General features: G+C 39.2%; 3 protein-coding genes. 1 reads left to right on the top strand and 2 read right to left on the bottom strand.

Annotation, left to right across the window (positions count from 1 at the left end; translation table 11 throughout):
* Positions 1-528 precede the first annotated feature (528 nt).
* Positions 529-846, bottom strand: coding sequence for a BON domain-containing protein (locus tag BM021_RS14525; protein WP_090721704.1), 318 nt, complete (start codon positions 844-846; stop codon positions 529-531).
* Between the two features lie 25 nt (positions 847-871).
* Complete coding sequence (locus BM021_RS14520; protein WP_090721703.1) at positions 872-2,839, bottom strand: AsmA family protein; 1,968 nt, start codon at positions 2,837-2,839, stop codon at positions 872-874.
* Between the two features lie 632 nt (positions 2,840-3,471).
* Here BM021_RS14520 and BM021_RS14515 point away from each other — a divergent pair.
* A complete protein-coding gene (locus BM021_RS14515) occupies positions 3,472-4,197 on the top strand; it encodes a Crp/Fnr family transcriptional regulator (protein ID WP_177186396.1) in 726 nt (241 codons plus the stop codon).
* The last annotated feature ends 79 nt before the right edge of the window (positions 4,198-4,276 follow it).

Here is a 4,276-nt window from a genome sequence, read left to right as displayed (position 1 = left end):
GCCCCTTAAAGTCAAGTCATTTGTCATAAAATCCCTTTACCACTCCATGGAATTCTAACCCCCTAATCACAACTTTTCCACTTTGAGAACAAGGGATTAATATAATACTTACTTTAAAAAGCTGGGTGAGATAAAAAACAATAATTTGAATATTACGTAATAAAATCATCGCAACAATGGCTAAAACAAAATTTGATCTTTTCAAAGATAGAATTTGCAGGAATTTTCACGTTACGATTTTACTTTCTAGTTCGACCATAACCTCAAACGGATCTAGCCCACTACTGTCCCACAATTAGCGTTACCATAAAGTTCTTTGGATGAATTGATAATTCATCTGGTGATGGTTCAAGCCTTAATCAACCTAGAAGACAGCAAGAAATGACTTTACACTTTGAGTAGACCGAAGAAACTATTTGCCATGGAATATCTATCCTTTTATGTATCAGGATAGGTATGGCAATTGGTTCGAAATAACAGGAAGCTTGGAATGAATATCTCAATTCTTGAGAACGAATGCCGTTGTGTTTATTTGATCTGAATTTGATTGTCGACTTGTTTGACACCGGATATGTGCCGTGCAATTTTACTGGCTAAGTGACGCTGAGATTCTGTTTCAACAAATCCATTAAGGACTACCAGCCCATGAGAGGCTTTAACATGAATGGCAGCCGCGTTCAGTTCCTTCGCTTCAATCAGTTTTGCTTTGATCTTCATAGCGAGGATTACATCTTCTGGTGGTGGTTCTTCTACTTTTTGAGGGGAAAACAAACCAGCACATCCGCTGATCCCCAATATTATAAATAAATAACCGCTGATCCATGTATGGCGTATGTTGTAAGTCATCTTTTTCGTTCCTATAAATTAATAATTATTTATTTTTTTTGCGAGCTTCATTGATGGCATTTACAAGACCTGCGCAGTGTATATTCTCTTGCTTACTATCTTTTTGTCCTTTCGGTTCTTTCTGCTCTTTCTGAAGAAGGGAATATAAGCCTACAATCGGTGCCGAAGGTAATAACGCAAGTGAAACCGCACCTCGTACAATCGCCGATGCGCCGGGAGTAACAGTGGGCTTTTTAAGACTACCTTCGATATGAAGCGGTGCGCGGGCCGAAAATAGACTCACATCCTTGGGTTGGGGGTCAATGATCAGATCAAGCTGTTCCTTCTTAAAATTAATAGATCCTTTTCCCAAAAAAACCGTGTCCTGTGTATCTACAACAAAAGTATCTAAATTCATGATTCCGCCCTTGATGGGAAGGTCCACAAAAGCACAATTTATCTCAGTGTTATCCTCTTCATCAAATAACGCAACCAGAGCCTCCCCAATATCAAGCCCGGCGAGTTCAGTTAATAAATCATCAAACTTCCCCCCTGTCATTAGCATCAGCAAACCCCCATCAGCCGAGGCCAACATCTCCGCGACTGAATTTCCTTTGAACCAGTATATTCCCTGTCCCCCGATCAAGCCTGCACTTTCATCGGCAATATCAAAGCGGCGTAAGATTTCATCGAGTTGAACATGACGTATTTTAGTCTCAACCTTGCTTTTGGCTGGTTGAACTCTCGTGTCAAGCTCAAGACGCGATTCGATGTTTCCTTTAGCAACGCCAAAGTCGAGAGGAGCCAGAATTAAATTACCCTCATCGAGGATTACATGTACGAAGAGATTATCTACTGGTAATTTCGATTCAATGTGCTTACCTCGAAGGGTTATATTCGCATTTATATTTTGTAGTTCCTTAAAAACAATAGGTTTTCTTGGAAAAATAAAGGGACTTGCCGCTTGCTTCTCTGCTTCTTTTTTCTGAGCTGGAGAAGCAGTTTCTCCGGGGCCAGTATCAGGTGTAAAGCCGATGAGGGTTCCCAAATCATCTAAATCAATTTTTCTGGATGTCAGGTTTGCCTGTATAAAAGGTCGTTTTTTACCCAAATTCACACTCATACTTCCTTCAAAATCGCTATCTCCTACACGGCCATTAAGATTCTCGATTTGCCAAATTTCTTCATGATGAGACAAATCCCCTTTTAACTGATAAGGAGGTAAGCTGGGGATTGGAATTCCCAATAAGGGTGAAAATTTATCAGGATCTGAACCTTTCATTGCGAATTGCAAATCGATCCTTTTGAGCTGCAAAGGATCTGTAACAGTTCCATTCACGTTGACAGAGGTTTTTCCCGCCTGTAGATTAAGCTTCAGTGGATAGGGCGCTTTTGCTTCTCGAAGTGCAACTAAGGGACCTGCTTTTAAATCTATGGTCAGAGGATGCCCTCCCAGTTCCCCTTCAGCTTGTATTTCGGTAGCTTCTTCCCCGTCAGCCTGCCCTCTAGTTGTCCCAAAATTAACATTAATTGCTGTCTTTTTGGATAAGTCACGATAAATAAGGCGCCCCTCGTTAATTCGTAAACGCTCAATAACTGGCAAATCCATACGTTTTTCCTGACCACTATCGGTTTGAAATTCCCAATTAGCTTGACCATCTGCTGATTTTTCCAAAAGAATGTGTGGCTGGACGAGGATAATTTCTGGAAATATTATACGGCCCTTGAGAATTTCGATCAGATCGATACGTAAATCAAGCATCGCAAGTTCCAGCATATGAGTTTGTTCGCTCCAAGCAGCGTTTTCAAACTGTATTTGTTCAATACGAACACGGGGAGCCAAGGACCAGTTAATGCTCAAATCCCCATTAATGGTGAGTTTACGATGCATCCTCTCACTGACCTGTTGTGCAACGATATCTCGTGCCCAATTCCAGTTCTCTAACGAGATCAATAATATAATTAATAGAATGGGTATCAATAAAACGATCCCAACCCATTTTACGATAGTCATTATTTATCCAGATCAGTTACTTACCTCAGAATCGTTAATCTATTAAACAGGCTTGAGGTAATATTAAAAAATGATTCAATAATTAAATGCCGCGATTGAAACCTTGATTATCAGATTGCCAGTAATGCAATGACTTGAAAAAATTTGGAATAGGAGTATATGGGCTATTGCACAATCCTCTATATTCTCATGGTGTTTTCCGCTCACATAAGGTAGACAAAAAGTATCAGTATCAGAAAATTTACATAATTATCTGCACATGCTCAGTTCGGTATCTCACTCAGTAATTGTCATGGTAGCTCAAAGGATGAGCATTGACTTGAATAACCGCAAACTGCTTTACAGCATGTTATTTTCCTGAAACAACAAAAGACGCGGTTAAGTAGAAGTAATATTTGAAAATACACTCAAAGAAAATAAAATAGTAGACTATAATATTAGTTTATTATAAGATAATGATATATTTATTGATTTGAGATTTGACAATAGATAATACTTGACGACTTGCGTCATGCTCAGTTATCAGCGATAAATCTATTCACTAAGCTACTCTACCTTTTCCTTTTATCCATCCTAATATCAAAAAAAGCGAGGTTAAGGATGATCTTTAAGGCACAAATATGAGAAAGTCTATGATTTTTAATCCGCGTGAAAATCATATCTTACGAGCGCTTGGTCAATCCGAGTTTGAACTCTTAGCTCCTCACCTTGAATTAGTAAACTTACCACGTGCGGAAGTACTGTTTGATGTCTACGATCAATTAAATTATGTCTACTTTCCCATTACGAGCATTGCTTCATTGTTATGCTACTTAGAAGATGGCACAGGTATGGAAGTGGGGACAATTGGCAACGAAGGTTGCATAGGTGTTTCAGCCCTAACAGGAGGTAGGGCATTGACTCAAACAGTTATCAAAGTAGAAGGGCATTGCTATCGAATTTCTTTAAAATCACTGAAAAGTATTCTGGCGCGCAGTGAGGGTCGTCGTACAGGAATATTGAAGAAATTGATGCTTCGTTATGTCGGAACACTTTTTATACAGGTGTCTCAAGCAACTGTATGTAATCGACGTCATAATATTGAGCAGCAGTTGTGCAGTTGGTTACTTTTAAACTTTGATCGAATACATTCAAGTAGTTTAACAATTACACAGGAATCAATTGCACATTTGCTAGGGGTTCGCCGAGAAAGTATATCTGATGTGGCAAAGAAACTCCGGCAAGCTGGCATAATTGATTATCGCCGCAGCAACTTTGAGCTTAAGAATAAAGAAGAACTTAAAACTAAAGCTTGCGAGTGTTACGCAGTAATAAAAGAAGAATCAGAACGTTTGATTATCGACTTAGAAGCTGCTTAAGCAGAGCACAGCATAAGCAGCTGTTTGACTTTAAACTTAAGAAGGTGTTGGAGTTGATTGGATCGGCGTTGAAATTTGC

This window comes from Nitrosomonas sp. Nm166 (genome assembly GCF_900112825.1).
Taxonomy (GTDB): domain Bacteria; phylum Pseudomonadota; class Gammaproteobacteria; order Burkholderiales; family Nitrosomonadaceae; genus Nitrosomonas.
Note: the sequence above shows the minus strand (reverse complement) of the source record. Positions and strands in the feature narration are given on the sequence as shown.